Consider the following 16525-nt stretch of genomic DNA (forward strand, 5'->3'; position numbering starts at 1 on the left):
TTGAGCCATAGCACTGGCAGGATCAATCCAATTCGATTTTTCCAGTATATAGCTGATAATAGGTGCCTTTTTCAGCTAATAGCGTTTCATGGGTCCCCCGCTCAATGATGCGGCCATGATCCATTACCATGATGACATCGGAGTTTTGGATCGTTGACAATCGGTGGGCGATCACAAACACGGTCCGTCCAGACATCAAACGGTCCATCCCTGATTGGACGATCCGCTCTGTACGGGTGTCGATACTTGAGGTGGCTTCGTCTAAGATCATCACTGGTGGATCAGCGATCGCTGCGCGAGCAATGGCCAACAGCTGCCGTTGCCCTTGGGAAAGTCCTTCGCCATCCCCCGTGATCACGGTATCGTATTTTTCTGGCAAATGGTTGATAAACATGTCGGCATTGGCTAATTTCGCAGCTGCCAGCACTTCTTCATCACTAGCATCTAGTTTCCCAAAGCGAATATTTTCGCGAATCGTTCCGGTAAACAAATGGGTGTCTTGCAAAACGATCCCTAAGGAGCGGCGCAGGGATTCCAGATGGATTTTTTCAATGTTGATACCATCATAGCGAATCTTCCCATCTTGGATATTGTAGAATCGATTGATCAGATTGGTGATCGTTGTCTTGCCAGCACCTGTGGCACCGACAAAGGCAACTTTTTGTCCGGGTTCTGCATAAAGATTGATATCATGTAAGACCAGTTGATTGTCGACATAACCAAAATCAACGTCTTCAAACCGCACGTCTCCCGTCACTTCCGTATAGGTAATGGTTCCATCCTCGTGGGGATGTTTCCACGCCCACGTGCCGGTTCGTTCTTTGGTTTCAACTAGCTGACCTTGGGACCATTTGGCATTGACCAGTGTGACGTAGCCATGATCGATTTCTGGCGTTTCATCTAATAGGTTGAAAATTCGCTCAGCACCGGCTAACGCCATGATCACAAAGTTGATTTGTTGTGACACTTGGCTGATAGGACCATTCAATGAACGGCTCAGTTGCAAGAAAGAAGCGATCATCCCGACCGTTAGTCCAGAAACACCATTGATGGCAAACAGGCCACCAATGATGGCGATCAAGACATATTGGACATTCAGTAAGTTCATCATGATCGGCATCAAGGTATTGGCGTTGACATTGGCTTTAGTGGCACTTTCTTGTAGTTGGTCATTTAAGGCATCAAATTCTTCCATGACGATCTTTTCATGATTGAAGATCTTGACGACCTTTTGCCCGTGCATCATTTCTTCGATATACCCGTTGACAGCGCCTAAATCTCGTTGCTGGGCGCCAAAGAAGCGGCCGCTGCGGCGAGAAATGATACGGATCACATTTAGCATCAAAATAACCGACAGCATCACGAACAGAGTCAATGGGACACTGATGGAGAACATGGCGATAAAGACGGAACAAAAGGTTACTGCCGCCATCATCAAGTTCGGAATACTTTGAGAGATCATTTGACGCAACGTATCCGTATCATTAGTAAAATGGCTCATGATGTCGCCATCTGAGCGGGCATCAAAGTAGCCGACGGGCAGAGACTGCATATGCGTGAACATTTGGTCCCGGATTTTTTTCTGTGTCCCTTCACTGATTTTGACCATCATAAAGTTATAGGTCAGTGCGGCCAAGATTCCAATCAGGTAGATGATCGCCATTTGAACGATCGCCCGAAACAAGCCGCCAAAATCAGGATTGGCTTGCCCTAAGAGGGGTGTGATATGATCGTCGATCACGACTTGTAAAAACAACGAACCGCGTACGTTGGCAAAGGCACTTAACAAGATCATGACCACGACGAACAGGAGTTGTCCTTTGTAGTCGCCAAACATCGTTCGCAATAAACGTTTCAATGTGCGCTTGGGATTTGCTGCTTGTCTATTCTTCACCTTCACCAAATCCTTTCTGCTGCGAATGGTACACTTCTTGATAGATGGCATTGTTTGCCAACAATTCTTCGTGGGTACCGATGCCGTTGATTTTTCCATCATCCATTACGATGATCCGGTCGGCGTCTTCGATCGAGTTGATCCGTTGAGAAATAATGATCGTCGTCGTTCCCGGAATTTCTCGTTTCAAGCCTTCGCGGATACTGCGATCGGTTTTGGTGTCGACGGCACTGGTAGAATCATCGAGGATCAAGATTTTCGGTTTCTTCAACAAGGCACGAGCAATCGTCAACCGTTGTTTTTGCCCACCGGAAACATTGTTTCCTCCTTGCGAAATCTGTGTTTCATACTTGTCAGGAAACTCTTGAATAAAGGGATCGGCTTGTGCGATCGTTGCCACGCGCTGGATCTCTTCATCCGATGCCTCTTCATTGCCCCAACGCAAATTGTCGTTGATAGTGCCGCTAAAGAGTACGTTGTTTTGCAAGACCATACTTACTTGATCCCGCAATGCTTCTAAATCATAGTCGCGAACATCATGACCGCCGACGATGACACGCCCTTCAATCACATCATATAAGCGCGGGATTAGCTGGACGAGGGTGGATTTCCCACTCCCGGTTCCACCAATGATTCCAATGACTTCACCGGATTCGATGCGTAGATTCGCATCCGTCAGCGCCAACTTGTTTTTGTCATTGGCGTAACTAAAGCCAACATTTTCAAAAACGATGGAGCCGTCTTTGATCTCTTTGACTGGATCGGCGGGATTTTTCAAGTCACTTTCTTCATCTAATACTTCCACGACCCGTTCTGCCGACGTTCGTGCGATCAAAATTTGCACAAAGGCCATCGACATCATCATCAAGCTCATCAAAATCTGCATCGTGTAGTTGAACATGCTGACTAATTCACCCGTCGTCAGGCTACTTTGTTCCACGATCAACTGGGCACCAAACCATGACAAGAGTAGCATACATGTATAGACTGCAAATTGCATCAATGGCATATTAAAGGAAACGATCCGTTGCGCCAGCGTGAAATTCCGATAAACGTCGGTGGACACTTCGCCAAACAGTTCTTCTTGCTGTTCTTCCCGAACATACGATTTCACGACACGAACCCCTTGTAAATTCTCTTGCACCACATTATTCAAGCGGTCATAAATGCGGAATACTTTTAGAAACAGTGGGTGGGCAAAACGAATCACTAAGGCAAGGCCAATCGCTAAGATCGGTAAAACAACTAAGTAGATCGTCATAAGTTCTGGGCTGATGGTGCTAACCATTGCAAGTGAGAAAATCAGAACTAACGGGCTGCGGACCAGAATACGAATAATCATTTGATACGCATTTTGGACGTTGGTCACGTCAGTGGTCAAGCGGGTGATCAAACTGGAGGAAGAAAAGCGGTCAATGTTTGAAAAGGAAAAATCTTGGATTCGGCGAAACAGATTGTGCCGCAGGTTGCGGGCAAAACCAGCCGAAGCGATCGCTGCGGTTCGTCCGCCAAGCGTTCCTAAAAGTAATGCGATCAAGGAACATAAAAAAAGCAAGCCGCCATCTCTTAGAATCACACCGGCGTCTCCTTTTTCGATCCCTTGGTCGATCATCATGGCCATGATCAGGGGCATAATGACATCTAAGGCAACCTCTCCTGCTACATACACAGGGGTCAGCAAGCTGTCCTTCTTATAGCTGCCAACATTCGCGAGTAATTTTTTTATCATTTGTTTCGTCCCTTCTATAGATGGCACTGCGGAGCCATTTTTTATCGTTACCATCAAGTTTACTTTATCGATCCAGCGATTTCAAGCGGCTCGCTCGTGTTTTTTTTACAATTAGTAAGTAAAAACACCCTTCCAAGGAAGGGTGCTTACCTTTTGATACTGTGTGAAAAAGTGTTGGTTGCGAGATTATTCGGCAGCAGATGAACCAGCGGTACTGACCGGTTCATCGGTATCGTCACCGCCATCATCTGCCGGCGGTGTTTGGGTACTGCCTTGAAGATTGCCACGACTGATCCCGATAGTGATCCACGTTTCTAAGGGAATAAACTCGCCGTAGCGGCTCATTTCAACGACGGTTCCTTTCGGTTCCGCCGAATCGACATAGTAGATTTCGTAATAGACATTGGCGCCTTTTGATTTGTATTCATCAAAGAATAGTTTTGGCAAGTCGCCTTCCGTTGCTTGGAAACGGATGTCTTTCAAATACGGTCTGCCTAATGAGTAGACGACTTTGACAGTTGGCAAAGTATCGCTTTCGCTGTATTCTTTGCCCGCTTCCTCTGACTGACTCAAGAAACTACCATACGCCACTTGATCGGAATAGACCGTGCTGACTTGCAGCGGGATCTTCGATTCTAGACCTTGGGCTTCTTCGATCGTGTATTGTGAAAAATCTGGAACGGTCAAAGCCTGGCCTTTTGAGACCTTCACCACAAATTCTTCTTTTTTCGCAAGTTTGCTGCCTTTGACTGGTTCTTGTGAAACCACCAGGTCTAGGGCGACACTGTCAGAAAAGACGGTTTCTTCTTTGTATTTCAAGTCATTCTTTTTCGCCCATTCGGAAGCTTCACTTTTGGCTTTGCCTGTAAAATCAGGTACTTCAATATTTTTTTCAAAGACTTCTTTGCCCTTTGAATAATAGACACTCAAACGGTCTTTGCGTTTGTATTCGGCTAAATCAAGCTCTTTGTTGGCCGCCTCTTGTTTAATAAAAGCTTCTGCTGCTACGTTGTCGTCAAATTGTTCGATCAAAGAGAGGTTCTCGGCTTTATTGCTGGCGATCCATTCTTTTGCTTCGGTCACTTGCATTGCTGAAAAATCTGGCAGCTCTAAGCGTTCTTCAGGATCAGGCCCGAGACTCGCCGTCAGTGTCAGTGTGGCACCTTTCTTGATCTTTTTGTCAGGGTCAACACTTTGGTCGATCACTTGGTTGACGTCTTTGTCAAAGTCATATTCTTGCTCCACTTTGATAGCGACGCCTTCTTCCATGCCCCACGTCCGCGCTTCTGACAGATCTTGGGCAGTGAAATCCGGCACCTTCACATGTGTCATCTGATAATAGACGATCCCGATCACGGTAACCGCCAAGGCGGTCAGCAGGGCAATCAGCAAGATTTTTTTCTGCCGACGCTTTTTGTAGGTCGGATCAAATTCCGTTTCTTCTTTCCCAAAACGGCTGACTGGTTCCTTTGACGCTATCTTCTCCGTCGAAGAACTCGCTGCTTTTGCTTCAGTCGTCTGTGTTTGTTGACGGGCTGCCGAGCGACTCATCGGCTCACTAGCTGTCGGCTCTTCTGATTGGTGAACCGTCGTTGGCTCCGCTGGTTTGCTCGCTTGCTCAGCGCCGCTTGCATTTTGATCTCCGACAGGTTCGCTAGTTTTTTTCTCGCTATTGCCAGCAGGCTTCTTTTTGCCATCATAGTTGTCCGGGCTGAAATTTGATAAAAAATCACTCATGCTTACTCAACACACCTTTACGTAAATACAAGACTTCATCTGCTTGTTGGGCGATCTCATTGGCGTGGGTCACGACGATCACACATTTGTTGTGGACGTGAGCCAGCTCTTTAAAGATATCGATGATCTCTTGCTCCATTTCTTCATCCAAATTTCCGGTTGGTTCATCCGCTAAAATGATATCGACATTGGTGGCTAATGCCCGCGCGATCGCTACCCGTTGTTGTTCACCACCAGATAATTGATTGACGAGCCGATCAGCTTTTTCCTTGGTGATGCCAATATAATCCAGCAAATTGTACGCCACTTCTCGTTGATTGTCCGGCAACTGATTTTTCGTGATTGCCATCGGCACTAAGACATTCTCGACTGCACTCAAATAAGGAATCAGATTATAGCTTTGGAAAATAATACTGATGTCGTCGCGGCGGTAATTCTCATGCCCGATTTTTTCGATATCGGTGCCTTCATAAAGTACTTGTCCACTTTTCGGACTATCCAGTGCACTGATCAAGGACAAAAACGTCGTTTTTCCCGAACCAGATTGACCTAAGATGGCATAAAATCGGCCTTTTTCAAAAGAAACAGAAGTCTCTTTCAGTATATAGCGACGCTGATCGCCGTCTTGGTAATAGTAATCGACTGCTTTGGTTTCTAATAAAGTCATCGTTGGTTCCTCCTACATCATGATTTTCTTTGGATTCAAGCGTAAAATATACAATAGCGGTAAAATCGCTGAGAGTAAGACAGTTCCTAGACCTAATAGCAGATACGTGATGATGTAGCCTGCTGAGAAGGACACTTGATAGGCATTCTTGATATCCATGTAATCAATATTAGCTGCCATCAAACCGCCAGAATAAACACCGCCCATATCATTTTGATTGCTCATCCAATCGTTTTGCATCAAGGTATTTGAAACGGCCCCACCTAATAAGTTCCCGGTCACTAAGGACAATAGCAGTGCGGCTAAACTAACCAGCAAGACTTCAATCACGATCTGACCAATGACTTTCCCACGGCTTTCCCCTAAGGAGAGATAGATGCCTAATTCTTGTTTCCGATCTCGTAAGAAAAGTAGGACCACTAAGGAAATGATAAAGATGGTTGCGATCGATGCAATGATCACGATGTAATTTGCGATCACTCCTAAACGAGTAAAACCACCGGCGATCTGCTCGTATTGATCCGTATTGGCAACGACGCGGTAATATTGGGGCAATAAGGCACCGGCTTCTTGTTTAAAGGCTTCGACGTCATCCGTTGAATTTAGGACAAAGATCGGCTGATAATAGGCGTCTGACTCTTCTTCGATCACTTCTTGACCCCAAAGCTTTTCAGACTGCAATTTGTTAAAATCCTGCACTAAATTATTGCTAGCATAAAAGGTGTTGATTTGATCCATCACTTGCCATATCTGATCACTATTTTGAGAATTGCTTTGCTCTGATGAATTGCCTTGATTGCTTTGATCCTTTTTAACGACAGAAAAGATCCCTGCAATGGTCACGGGATAATCAAAGGTTGCGACACGATTGCCACTTTCAGCTGTTTCGTCCGTCGCATCCTCACTATCGTCACTCACTGCTTCGCTTGAGCCTTCTTCCATCATGACTTCTGCCCGTGTATCCCACACCAATTGATCACCGACACTCAGGTTATTCAATTCTGCGATCTCTTTACTGATCAATACCGCGTTCGTCAACTCACTGACATCTTTTTCTGTCAATCCCTCGCCTTCCTCCAAGCGAATCAAGCCTTCTTGCATGTCTAATGGCTCAACCAAATTTCCACCCTTCAAGGTGAAATAGTTGCCACCCATGCCGACCGAGCCATCCTCTGGCGTATAGGCTTTCAATTTTGTTGTTTCTAACCACGCTTGATTTTGATAATCAAAGTATTTCACATAGCTTAACTGACCGATTTGCTCATAAACATCCAATGCTGGTGGTTTCGGATAAAAATCCTCTCGAGACCGCTCTTCATCCGAAACATCTGCGTTGTCTTTTTCAAAACCTTCCCAATCCATTTCCACCGTAGCTACGTTCCCCATTTTGCGTTTCGTCTCTCGCTCCACGTTGGCAGTGGATTGTTGAATTGCTACAGCACCAGCGATCACATTGCCTAAAATAAATAGAACTAAAAATAAAATAAATGATTTCCCTTTTCTTCTGGTGATACTTTTTAATGCACGCTGCCAAAAGTTCATTGTTATTTCCTCCAGTGACATTATTTTTTAACAATTATTCCATACTTCTCCCTTAAGAACAATCGCAATAAAGGATCGTTTTTCGAATTTGAAATATTAAAAAACGAGCGCAAACGATATTTTCATTTAAAAACCCTTATAAAAGAACAAGAAAAAGATGTTAAATAACAAATAAAAGAATGGAATTTTTGCTAACAGTTTTGTAAGATTTCCCGATTTCAACTTAGATTTCACATAGAGTCCATCAAAAATGCTTGGCGCTTTCGAGAGGATAAAAAAACGAAGGAATTCTCTCACTATTTCCCAGCGAGAAAATCCTTCGTTTTGTATCACTTATTTTTCTTTCGTATCGATCACGATCGTCACCGGGCCATCATTGACCAAGGCGACTTGCATATCTGCGCCAAATTTCCCGGTAGCAACAGTGATCCCTTCGGCCTTTAAGCCTTCATTAAAGGCTTCGTAAAGCGGGATCGCAATACTTGGCGGTGCCGCTTGAATGAAGCTGGGGCGATTGCCTTTCTTCGTCTCCCCATAGAGGGTAAACTGTGAAATACTCAAGACGGAACCGTTTATGCTTTCCAGTGACCGATTCATTTTGCCCTCTTCGTCTTCAAAAACCCGTAAATTCTTGATTTTTCTTACGAGATAAGCCACATCGTCACCTGTATCCTCATGGGTGATCCCCAACAAAACCATGAATCCCTGTTGGATCGCACCGACGACATTGTCCTCAATCGACACGCTTGCTTGACTGACTCGCTGGATCACTGCCCGCATTCTTTCTCATCCCTTCGTACGTCTGACGCTGTAAACATCTGGAATCTGTTTGATCTTATCAACGATCGATTTCAAATGAGTCAAATTCTGAATCGCCACCGTGATGCGGATCGTTGCCATTTTGTCTTTGTTGGTTTTGGCTTCAACACTTACCAAACGCTTGGTGACGCTATTGACTGTCTGTAAGACATCGTTGAGTAAACCAGAACGATCATAGCCATAGATCTCAAGATCGGCATCGTATTCCTTGTTGATGTCGGTGGCATCTTCCCACTCAACGTCGATCAAACGGTTGGCGGCGTCTTTGTTTTGAACATTGGGACAATCGCTGCGGTGGATCGAGATTCCCCGCCCTTTAGTAATATAGCCGACGATCGAATCCCCAGGAACCGGATTGCAGCATCGGGAGATGCGGATCAACAAGTTATCGACCCCTTCAATGACAATACCGCCTTCGTGACGAACCTTCATTTTTTCTGGTTCTTTTTTCGCCGGTTGATTGATCATCTCTTGGACTTGCTGCTTTTGCTTCTCGATTTGTTTCTCCCGCCGTTCTTCTTCGGTCAAACGGTTGGCTAAGGTCGTGGGACTGACTTCCCCATAGCCGACAGAGGCAAACAAGTCATCTTCTGTTTGGTAGTTGAACCGTTCGCAAGCTTCCGCCATTTTGCTTTTCGTCAAGAATTCTTTTGGCACAAAGCCCATATCTTGTAAAGTACGAACCACTGCCTCATGCCCTTTGATGATGTTTTCATCACGATCTTGGGCTTTGAAGAATCGTTTGATTTTGTTCTTCGCTTTGCTGGTAGCCACTAGTTTGACCCAGTCGCGGCTTGGCCCAAAGGAATTTGGTGAGGTCAAGATCTCGATAATGTCCCCATTTTTTAGCTTGTAGTCCAATTGGACCATTTTGCCGTTGACCTTGGCGCCGGTGGTTTTGTTGCCGATGTCGGTATGGATGCTATAGGCAAAATCCAGTGGACTGGAGCCTTGAGGCAACTCCGTCACATCACCTTTTGGCGTAAATACATAGACTTTGTCGCTGAAAATATCGCCTTTGACACCTTCCATAAATTCAGAAGCATCATAGCTTTCGTCTTGTAGTTCCAAGATTTCGCGGAACCAGCCAACTTGTTGGGTCATCTTGTCGGCTTTGACTTTTTCCGTCTTGCCTTCTTTATAGGCCCAGTGCGCAGCAACCCCAAATTCAGCGATCTCATGCATTTCATGGGTCCGAATTTGGATCTCGACAGGATTGCCTTTGGGACCAATAACCGTCGTATGCAGTGATTGGTACATGTTGGCTTTTGGCATCGCGATATAGTCCTTGAACCGCCCTGGCATTGGTTTCCATTTTGTATGGATCGTTCCCAAAACCGCGTAACAATCTTTGATGGAGTCAACGATCACTCGGATCGCCAACAAATCATAAATTTCATTGAACTGTTTCTTTTGGTCTTTCATTTTGCGATAGATCGAGTAAATATGCTTTGGTCGACCATAGATCTCAGCATAGATATCTAGTTCTTCCGTAGCGATCCGAATCTCTTCCACGGTTTCGGAAACGTAGGATTCCCGTTCTTCTCGTTTGGTCTGCATCAAATGCACGATTCGGTAATATTGCTGTGGATTCAAGTAACGCAAAGAAATATCTTCTAATTCCCATTTGATGCGGCTGATCCCTAAACGATGAGCCAATGGGGCATAGATTTCCATCGTTTCTTGGGCGATACGGCGTTGTTTGTCTTCCCGCAAATGTTTCAACGTACGCATATTATGTAAACGGTCAGCCAGTTTGACCATGATGACCCGTAAATCTTGCGCCATGGCGATCAACATTTTTCGATGATTTTCTGCTAATTGTTCTTCATGAGATTTGTACTTGATCTTACCCAGCTTGGTCACGCCATCCACTAGCATCGCTACATCGGCACCGAATTCTTCTTTTAGATCGGCTAGCGTCACATCAGTATCTTCGACGACATCATGCAAAAAACCTGTTGCAACAGTATGTGGGTCCATCTGCAATTCTGCCAAGATCCCCGCAACTTGGATTGGATGAATAATGTACGGCTCGCCGGATTTACGGAATTGTTCTTTGTGGGCTTCTGTCGCATAGTCTAATGCTTTTTGGACAAAGGCAACGTGTTCTTCACTCATATAATGAGCGACCAATTTGATGACATTGGGCCCGGTCAATATAACTTCTTTTGCCATTCATTCCGCCTCCTGCTCTTCTTTTTTGTGCTATCAAAAAGGCAGACAGAAGTCACTGTTAACGTCTCGTCACGCACCCAAAGCCTTGCGGACAAACGTTCTAAGCATGGGACTCCTGTCTAACCTGCAGTTCTTATTTAGTAGTATTATTATACAAATTTTTCAGCTATTTTTCAATCGCTGTTGTTCAAAGCATATCGGGTGCTGGCTGGTCCTTAAGCAATTCTTCAAAAATATGATACGAGAGCCCGATTTTCTCGGCGCCGGCAGCCTGTAATGATTCCAGAGCTTGTTCATCGACCGTATCGGGATTGATCTGGATCGACAGTTGGCTGCCACCATCTAAGGAAAACAAGCTCACGTCATGCAATGCTTCTGCTAGTGGTTGTTTTTGCCCTAAAACGATCTTTGGCCAAGCTTCTTCTTTCAAGCGCTGTGCCACTTGGATCTTCGTCAATTCATTCATGATTTCGGTCTGTACAGCTAAGCGGATCTCTCCTCCTGTCAAGGTCAAGGAGCGGATCGTTTCGGTCAACTCCGCAAAGCCACGATCATTTTCCATGAAGGAAGAAGCTGGCAGCCAGACTTCCAAAAAATCGGCACCTTCCATAAACGCCCGACCAATTTCAAACGCTACCTTTGCCAGTGTTCCTTGGGCAAGGGGGTAATCGATCACTGCGCCGATTTGTAGGGAAGAGCCTTGTGCCAAGATTTTCGCCCGCCGAATGGCACTAGGCAAAACGACGACTTCCTTTAAGGTCGTCTTATATTGATTGATAAAATCCTTCAAGACCCAGTCGGTCAGATCGGCCGTCAACAAACGGACACTGATTGCTTCTTGGTTCTTATTCATCAACTCACATCCTCTTTAATTCCGTTAGCACACTGACAGCACTTAAAAAATAAAACGGTGCTGTTTCTGTTCGTAAAATCCGAGGGCCTAACCCGCATAATTTGGCGTTGTTTTGCTGGGCTTCTTCGATTTCGGAGGGGGTCAGACCGCCTTCTGGGCCAAAGATCGCTAAAACTTTGCTACCAACGGGCAATGCGGTGATCACTTGCAGCAGCATCGCTGCTTCTCCTTGCTTGGCTGATTCTTCATAAGCCACTAGGACCGCATCATACTGACTGAGGCTTTGCCAAAATGCTTTGGCGTTATCCAGCAGTGTGATGGCTGGTGCGATCTGCCGTTGGGATTGCTCCGCCGCTTCTTGGGCGATTTTTTGCAGCCGCTGCTGCTTTTTCTGTAATTTCTTTTGATCCCATTTCACGACCGAAGTTTGCGCAGGAAAACCGATAAAGGCTGCCGCCCCCAGTTCCGTGCCTTTTTGAACGATCAAGTCCAACTTGTCGCCTTTCGGGTAGCCGCTAGCGATCGTGACCTGCAGCGGCAATTCCTTGTCCTGCTGTTCTTTTTCGACTTCCTCTAAGTAAACCGTTTCTTCATCCGCCTCTTTGATCTTGGCGATGATCGCCAAATGATCCTCAAAGACTAAACCGACTTTCGTGCCGGGCGTCATGCGCATCACTCGGATCATATGGTGGAAAGGTTCTCCCGAAACGGCAAACACCGCTTTTGCTTCATAAGGCTCCTTTAAAAAATATCGCTGCATCTTACTCTACCTCTGTTTTTTTAAAGGCGATCGCATACCAGTCTTTTTGATTGAACAATTGATCGATCTCAAAGCCTTGTGCGATCATAGCATCGATCACTAATTGTTTTTTCGTCTCAATAATCCCAGAAACGATCAAGGTGCCTTCTTGCTTCAATAGACGCCACGCATCAGGGATCATTAATAAAATGATGTCCGCTAAAATATTGGCAACGATAAGATCAGCAGGGACTGTCACTCCTTGCAAAAGGTCATTGGCTTGGACAGTCACATCGTGAGCAATAGGGTTCATCGCCATATTTTCTTGGGCGGACCTCACAGCGACTTCATCTAGATCATAAGCGAACACGTCTTTGGCACCTAAATATTTACTGGCGATACTCAACACGCCTGAGCCCGTCCCGACATCTAAGACGGTTTCACCGCCTCGCAAGTAGACTTCTAGGGCTTGTAATGTCAACCGTGTTGTAGGATGTGTGCCGGTCCCAAAAGCCATTCCCGGATCAAGGGTGATGATCTTTTCCTCTTCTTGCAGCGGTTGATAGTTTTCCCAGCTCGGCACGATCGTCAGATAGCGGGAGATACGGACTGGATGGTAATATTTTTTCCAGGCCGTTGCCCATGCTTCTTCCACGACCTCGCTCGTTGTGATGGTGTTTTTGCCGATCGCCAAACCATACTCTGGCAGACGGTCAATGGCTGCTTTGATCGTCGGCAGCACTTCTGGTAAAAAGATCGTCTCTGGGAAATAGGCACTGACTTGGGCGCCTTCTTCTAAGGTTGTATAGGTTTCTTTATCCAAAATTTCGCCATATGCATCGCTTTTAAAATTTTCGATATCTAAAACGTCCTCGATCGCTACCCCACTTGCTCCGTGTTCCATTAAAATATTGGCGACTGCTTCCACTGCTTCGCTAGCTGTCGCTACGGTTACTTCATTCCACTTCATGTTCGTTCTCCTTAGTAACTAGGGTACGGGATCATGGTTTCCCCAGCCCCGGCTTGATAGTTCGTCATTTTCTCCACAAATGCTTCTTCGTTGAATCGCAATTCAAAGATCGCTTCTTCACTGTCATCGTTCAAGAAATCAAGCAGATCGCTTTGGCCTTCCTCTAAAATTTCTTGAATGTAATCAACCAATCCGTCTAACAACGCTTTTTGAATCCCTTTTTTCCCTGCATAAGGGATCGTTGCTAAATAATCTTCTTCATCAAACGTTGATTTTTGTGGATCATACAGCAAAATCCCATCTTCAAATTCAATGATCGCTTCTTCTGATGCTACACCTTGTGCATCGTCGATCTGCACGTGGTGAGGATTTTCGGCAAACAAGCGCAGCACCAATTCGATGGTATGATTTTTAGCATCCCAATCGATCGCCACATCATAGTCGGTGATTTTTTTCGTTAATCGCTGATCTAAGTAAGTCAATATCGTTTCTTTCGCCATCACTATTCCTTCTTTCTTAACACCATCCATGGTCTTGCTGAACAGCGGTTTTTCGTATATTTGTCAAATACGGATTGCCAGCCACCGCAAAACGAAGCGGCATCTGGGTCCATTCCCCTTTATTTGGGATACCGATCCGAGGCAATGCCAAAATTTCTTTTGGGGTACGTCGGCGCTCAGGAACCAAATGCAGTGGGCTTGTAAAAATCGATTCGCCATAAAGCTCAGCGGGGATCTGCAGTGCCTGTACCAGTTTCCCGGGGCCGTTGGCTACATCCGGTCCTGTTTTTTGTCGTTGTTGTTCCATCAAGGCGATCCCATCCACCGGTTCTAGCCCGCGAATCATGATTCCTTGCGGGATGCCTTTTGGCTGCGTAATAAAGTTGACGATTCGATGCGTATGCATCGTATATAAATAAATCGTACCTGGTTCCTGATACATCGCCCGAACCCTTGGTGTGTTTCGCATGCCCACACTATGAGCCGCCAAATCATCGGGACCTAGATACGCTTCACAATCCACGATATACCCACCTAATGTTCCTACTGGGGTCTCATGTTCCAAATACATCCCTAATAAGGCACGTGCGATGGTCGTTGTCGGCTGTGTCGCAAAAAGTGCCATTAATTCATCCATTCTCATCACCCTCTTTATTCTACACAATTCTCGGCGAACTTACTATCTTTGACTACAGAGTTACGACGATCTCAACGATTTCTTTTCAACGATCCTGATTTTTGCTGACTGAGTGGAAAATAAGGGCCCTTTTGTTTCCGTAAGGGCGCAAATCAGCTTGTTTATGAGAATGTACGTTCTTATGTTATACTTACAGGAAAAGGAGAGGATCGTTTTATGCAGCAGCCACTTGCTTATCGAATGCGGCCACGGAACTTAGATGAAGTCGTCGGACAGCAGCATTTGGTTGGCCCGGGGAAAATCATTCGCCGAATGGTCGAAGCCAAAATGCTTTCTTCGATGATCCTATACGGACCGCCGGGAACCGGAAAAACCAGCATTGCCAGTGCGATCGCCGGCTCGACACGCTATGCGTTTCGCATGCTGAACGCCGCCACAGATACAAAAAAAGACCTGCAAATCGTGGCAGAGGAAGCCAAAATGAGCGGTACTGTCATTTTATTGCTGGATGAAGTCCATCGACTAGACAAGACAAAACAAGACTTTTTACTGCCCCATTTAGAAAGCGGCAAGATCATTATGATCGGTGCCACGACGGAAAATCCCTACATTACGATCAATCCAGCGATTCGCAGTCGGACACAGATTTTTGAAGTCAAACCGCTCCAAGAAGAAGATATTTTGACCGCCATTGATCAAGCCTTAGCAGATGAAACTCGCGGACTTGGATCAGAAACCATCGTATTGACCGATGATGCCCGCTTGCATCTCTCGCGAGCGACCAACGGTGATTTACGAAGTGCGCTAAATGGCTTAGAACTCGCTGCCCGTTCCACACCGAAAGGACCAGACGGCATTATTCATTTGACCTTAGAAATCATCGAAGAGTGCGTACAGCGTAAAGCATTGACCCACGATAAAGATGGGGATGCGCACTATGATGTGATCTCTGCTTTTCAAAAATCGATTCGTGGCAGTGATGTGGATGGTGCGCTGCATTACTTAGGTCGTTTAGTAGAGGCAGGCGATCTGGCGATCATTTGTCGGCGCTTGATGGTCATCGGCTATGAAGACATCGGTTTAGCTAACCCAGCAGCCGCTGCTCGAACCGTCAATGCTGTGTTAGCCGCTGAACGTTTGGGCTTACCGGAAGCTCGGATTCCGTTAGCCGATACAGTGGTTGATCTATGTCTGTCACCCAAATCCAACTCTGCCTACATGGCATTGGATGCAGCGATCGCAGATATTCGCAGCGGCAAAGCTGGCGATGTCCCGGATCATTTACGAGACAGTCATTATAAAGGTGCCGAAAGCTTGAATCGGGGTGTTGGCTATCAATACCCGCATAATTTTGATGATGCCTGGGTCGATCAGCAATACTTACCTGATAAGCTGAAAAATACTCATTATTACCAACCAAAAGCCACCGGTAAATATGAGCAAGCACTAGGCCAACGGTACCAACAATTGCAGCAGCGAAAGAAAAAAAACTAGGTGCTTAGAAAAAATAGTGACTTTTTGGTATCGTTTTCAAACAACTTTATTGCACCTTCGTCATTCCTATGCTACTATAAGGGTGGGAATTCTGTGATGTACGAGTTGTCCCTTTTGTGTGTTGACCGAACATTTTTATTGATATCTTGGGATCCGTCTTGTGTCAATGCTGGTAACATGCCTTTTCCTTTGGTAGTTCGAAGCTTAGACCGTGGAACCCACCTGCTAGAATTTGCGGGATCAATACTATGGGAAAAAGAACGGCATCAACGGATATTACCCATTCTTTTTAGAATGTGCCATCTGTTTTTAACAGATGGCTTTTTTGCGTTTTCTAGCCGTTAGAAACCGTACAACGTCCTTCATCTGATATCAAAGTAAGGGTGGCTTTTGCTATTCTTTCTAGGGTTCGCTATACTAAACCTATCAACTTAGGACAGGATGGCGTATGTTTATGATTCTTCTATTATTTACGATCGTGGCACTCGTATTATTCGGCACCAGTTATTTGCTTTATGCCAAACAAGCGATTTTTTTCACTTTGATCCCTACCACCGAGGCGAATAAGGTCTTCTTAAAAACCTATAGCCTCATTCATTTCCTTTTAGGCGTGGTGGCATTGGTTGTGGGCTTTGTCGATAGGGAGCTGATTGCCTTGTTTTATTTGGCTTTGCTGCTGCTCTCTTCCGCATCTTTCAGCATCTTGCTGGCACAAAAAATGAAAAAAAAGGAAGATTAGGTTTTCTTTTTCCAGAAAAAAGCATTA

At 45.5% G+C, this 16525-nt stretch carries 14 protein-coding genes and 1 other RNA gene; 3 read left to right on the plus strand and 12 right to left on the minus strand.

Annotated elements, in window-relative coordinates; all coding sequences use genetic code 11:
• Positions 1-22 precede the first annotated feature (22 nt).
• The 12 genes from IGI78_RS14485 to IGI78_RS14540 all read right to left on the minus strand — a co-directional run bounded on the left by IGI78_RS14485 (position 23) and on the right by IGI78_RS14540 (position 14265).
• Positions 23-1945 carry an ABC transporter ATP-binding protein gene (locus IGI78_RS14485; protein WP_229045650.1) on the minus strand — a complete coding sequence of 641 codons (1923 nt, stop codon included), beginning with the start codon at positions 1943-1945 and terminating at the stop codon, positions 23-25.
• Positions 1884-3623, minus strand: coding sequence for an ABC transporter ATP-binding protein (locus tag IGI78_RS14490; RefSeq protein WP_077452328.1), 1740 nt, complete (start codon positions 3621-3623; stop codon positions 1884-1886). The genes IGI78_RS14485 and IGI78_RS14490 overlap by 62 nt, the downstream gene beginning before the upstream one ends.
• 186 nt (positions 3624-3809) lie before the next feature.
• The gene (locus tag IGI78_RS14495; RefSeq protein ID WP_077452329.1) at positions 3810-5360 is read right to left on the minus strand and encodes a PASTA domain-containing protein; all 1551 of its coding nucleotides are present in this window, start codon (positions 5358-5360) and stop codon (positions 3810-3812) included.
• On the minus strand, positions 5353-6027 hold the full coding sequence (locus IGI78_RS14500; RefSeq protein ID WP_010749041.1) for an ABC transporter ATP-binding protein: 675 nt from the start codon (positions 6025-6027) through the stop codon (positions 5353-5355). Before IGI78_RS14500 ends, IGI78_RS14495 begins: the two co-directional genes overlap by 8 nt.
• Before the next feature lie 12 nt (positions 6028-6039).
• Positions 6040-7590 carry an FtsX-like permease family protein gene (locus IGI78_RS14505; protein WP_194195249.1) on the minus strand — a complete coding sequence of 517 codons (1551 nt, stop codon included), beginning with the start codon at positions 7588-7590 and terminating at the stop codon, positions 6040-6042.
• Between the two features lie 312 nt (positions 7591-7902).
• Positions 7903-8349, minus strand: a complete 447-nt coding sequence (gene dtd, locus IGI78_RS14510; RefSeq protein ID WP_077452331.1) for a D-aminoacyl-tRNA deacylase — start codon at positions 8347-8349, stop codon at positions 7903-7905.
• 6 nt (positions 8350-8355) lie between these two features.
• Complete coding sequence (locus IGI78_RS14515; RefSeq protein WP_077452332.1) at positions 8356-10566, minus strand: RelA/SpoT family protein; 2211 nt, start codon at positions 10564-10566, stop codon at positions 8356-8358.
• A gap of 187 nt (positions 10567-10753) precedes the next feature.
• Positions 10754-11419 (minus strand): deoxyribose-phosphate aldolase, encoded by a 666-nt coding sequence (locus tag IGI78_RS14520; protein WP_081117817.1) that lies wholly within the window; start codon positions 11417-11419, stop codon positions 10754-10756.
• 4 nt (positions 11420-11423) lie between these two features.
• Positions 11424-12179: a 16S rRNA (uracil(1498)-N(3))-methyltransferase gene (locus tag IGI78_RS14525; RefSeq protein WP_081117818.1), complete on the minus strand. Its 756-nt coding sequence runs from the start codon at positions 12177-12179 to the stop codon at positions 11424-11426.
• Position 12180: 1 nt separating this feature from the next.
• Positions 12181-13128 carry a 50S ribosomal protein L11 methyltransferase gene (prmA, locus tag IGI78_RS14530; RefSeq protein ID WP_142965622.1) on the minus strand — a complete coding sequence of 316 codons (948 nt, stop codon included), beginning with the start codon at positions 13126-13128 and terminating at the stop codon, positions 12181-12183.
• An 11-nt stretch (positions 13129-13139) separates the two neighbouring features.
• Positions 13140-13628 carry a DUF3013 family protein gene (locus tag IGI78_RS14535; protein ID WP_086291600.1) on the minus strand — a complete coding sequence of 163 codons (489 nt, stop codon included), beginning with the start codon at positions 13626-13628 and terminating at the stop codon, positions 13140-13142.
• Between the two features lie 16 nt (positions 13629-13644).
• Complete coding sequence (locus tag IGI78_RS14540) at positions 13645-14265, minus strand: DNA-3-methyladenine glycosylase (protein ID WP_195266241.1); 621 nt, start codon at positions 14263-14265, stop codon at positions 13645-13647.
• 216 nt (positions 14266-14481) lie between these two features.
• Here IGI78_RS14540 and IGI78_RS14545 point away from each other — a divergent pair, with 216 nt between their 5' ends.
• The 3 genes from IGI78_RS14545 to IGI78_RS14555 all read left to right on the plus strand — a co-directional run bounded on the left by IGI78_RS14545 (position 14482) and on the right by IGI78_RS14555 (position 16498).
• Complete coding sequence (locus IGI78_RS14545; RefSeq protein WP_077452338.1) at positions 14482-15759, plus strand: replication-associated recombination protein A; 1278 nt, start codon at positions 14482-14484, stop codon at positions 15757-15759.
• 85 nt (positions 15760-15844) lie between these two features.
• Positions 15845-16039: non-coding RNA, 6S RNA (ssrS, locus tag IGI78_RS14550), on the plus strand.
• A gap of 168 nt (positions 16040-16207) precedes the next feature.
• The gene (locus IGI78_RS14555) at positions 16208-16498 is read left to right on the plus strand and encodes a hypothetical protein (protein WP_005233435.1); all 291 of its coding nucleotides are present in this window, start codon (positions 16208-16210) and stop codon (positions 16496-16498) included.
• Positions 16499-16525 lie beyond the last annotated feature (27 nt).

The organism is Enterococcus sp. DIV1767 (assembly GCF_050542585.1).
Lineage (GTDB): Bacteria > Bacillota > Bacilli > Lactobacillales > Enterococcaceae > Enterococcus_D > Enterococcus_D innesii.